2 protein-coding genes are annotated in these 1876 nt (G+C 74.6%); one reads left to right on the top strand and one right to left on the bottom strand.

The window, feature by feature from the left end; all coding sequences use genetic code 11:
- Window positions 1-657: 657 nt before the first annotated feature.
- On the bottom strand, window positions 658-891 hold the full coding sequence (locus AAHZ94_RS33470; protein ID WP_349997460.1) for a hypothetical protein: 234 nt from the start codon (window positions 889-891) through the stop codon (window positions 658-660).
- 22 nt (window positions 892-913) lie between these two features.
- Here AAHZ94_RS33470 and AAHZ94_RS33465 point away from each other — a divergent pair.
- Window positions 914-1876 (top strand): serine/threonine-protein kinase (locus tag AAHZ94_RS33465; RefSeq protein ID WP_349997459.1); only part of this gene is annotated, 963 nt, incomplete at its 3' end.

The following is a 1876-nucleotide window of genomic DNA, read 5'->3' as shown; positions in this document are numbered from 1 at the left end:
CCCCCCCCGGGCCGGGGCCCCCGACACAGAGCGGCGGCCGGCCACGGCGGACGGAGCGCGCCGGCCGGTTGCGGGCCGGCACCCTCAGGTTAGGGAGGCTGCGGGACGTCGGGTACCGGCACTGTGTCTGCCGCTCGCCGTACGCCCTGACAGAGTGCCGGGAGCGGGACGCATGGCTGGCGGGGCGGCGGCGGGTCGGGCGGGGTGGCGGCGGATCAGGTGGGGATGAGGGTGGGTTACCCGCCGGTTTCCGGGGCGTCGTGTGCCATAAGCCTGGCCGGTCGAGGCCAGAAGCTGCCTGCCGCTTTTTCCGGGGCGAGGCGCGGGCTGCTTTTCGTCGTACGCCCCTTATTCTCCTCGGGACGGGGGAGACCTCTCTGCGGGGCGCAGGGACGGGGGAGCAGGACAGGGGGAGCATCGCCGGCGGCCGACCGGTCCATCGCCAGCACCCGGCGACCGGCGCCGCGTTCGGCACACGGACATCACCGCCATCACCGCCACCATCGGCACGCATCCGCGGGCCCGGCCGGCGCTGGTGGGCGCCACCAGCGCGCCCACCGGCCACCACCGCCACGACGGGCCGGAGCACCACGACGGCGCGCCGCCCGACCACGGTGCGCCATCGCGCGGACAGCAACCACCGCGCGCACGGCGACGTCACCCGTACCGCAGGCACCTACCACGAGCACCACCCGTACGACGGCGCAGCACCCGCACCACCGCAGTACGCGGCACCGGCCACACCCCGCGCGGCCCGGCAGCCGAAGCACAGACAACGAGCAACAAGAGCAGCAACAAGAGCAACGGCGAGAACAACAGCAAGAACAGCAGCACGCGCACGAGCGACAACAGCGTCAGCAGCAGCAACTGAAGCGGCAACAGAGGCGACACAAGGGGCAGGAGCCACAACAGCATGGAAGACCTGGGGGCCGACGATCCTCGCTGGATCGGCGAGTACCGCCTGCTCAGCAGGCTGGGCGAGGGCGGCATGGGGCGGGTCTACCTGGCCCGCTCGGCGCGCGGCCGGACCGTCGCGGTCAAGCTCGTCCGGGGCGAGCTGGCGGGTCAAGCCGACTTCAGACGCAGGTTCCAGGCGGAGGTGCGGGCGGCGCAGCGGGTCGGCGGCGAGTGGACCGCGCCGGTGCTCGACGCCGACACCGAGGCCGCCACCCCCTGGGTCGCCACCGGCTACATCGGCGGGCCCTCGCTGCACCAGGTGATCGCCGAGGACCACGGCCCGCTGCCCGAGCACTCGGTGCGCGCCCTCGCCCGCGGCCTCGCGCTCGCGCTGCGCGACATCCACGGCGCCGGGCTGATCCACCGCGACCTCAAGCCGTCCAACGTGCTGGTCACCATCGACGGGCCGCGCGTCATCGACTTCGGCATCGCCCGCGCCCTCGATCCGGTCGGCGAGCCCGGTCTGACCATGACCGGCGCGGTCGTCGGCTCGCCCGGCGTCATGTCCCCCGCGCAGGTGCGCGGCGAGCAGATCACCACCGCGAGCGACCTGTTCTGCCTCGGCTCGGTGCTGGCCTTCGCGGCCACCGGGCGCTCCCCGTTCGGCACCACCGACAGCGGTGTGCACGCGCTGATGTACCGGGTGGCGCAGGAGGCGCCGGACCTGGTCGGGCTGCCGGACGGGCTGCGGGAGCTGGTGAACGGCTGCCTCACCAAGGACCCGGCCAGCCGGTTCACCGTGGACCAGGTGCTCGCCCTCACCGGCGGTGCGCCCGATGCCGCCGCGGACGCCGCGGCCGGCCGTTCCGGCGCCGGCCAGGTCACCGGCGGCGACGCGGGGCCCTGGCTGCCGGGCGCGCTGCTGGCCAGGCTCGGCCGGGACGCGCTGCGGCTGCTCGAAGCGGAGATGCCGCAGACC

The organism is Streptomyces sp. HSW2009, assembly GCF_040240285.1.
In the GTDB taxonomy this organism is placed as follows: Bacteria; Actinomycetota; Actinomycetes; order Streptomycetales; family Streptomycetaceae; genus Streptomyces.
This window is presented reverse-complemented; position numbering and strand designations above follow the sequence as displayed.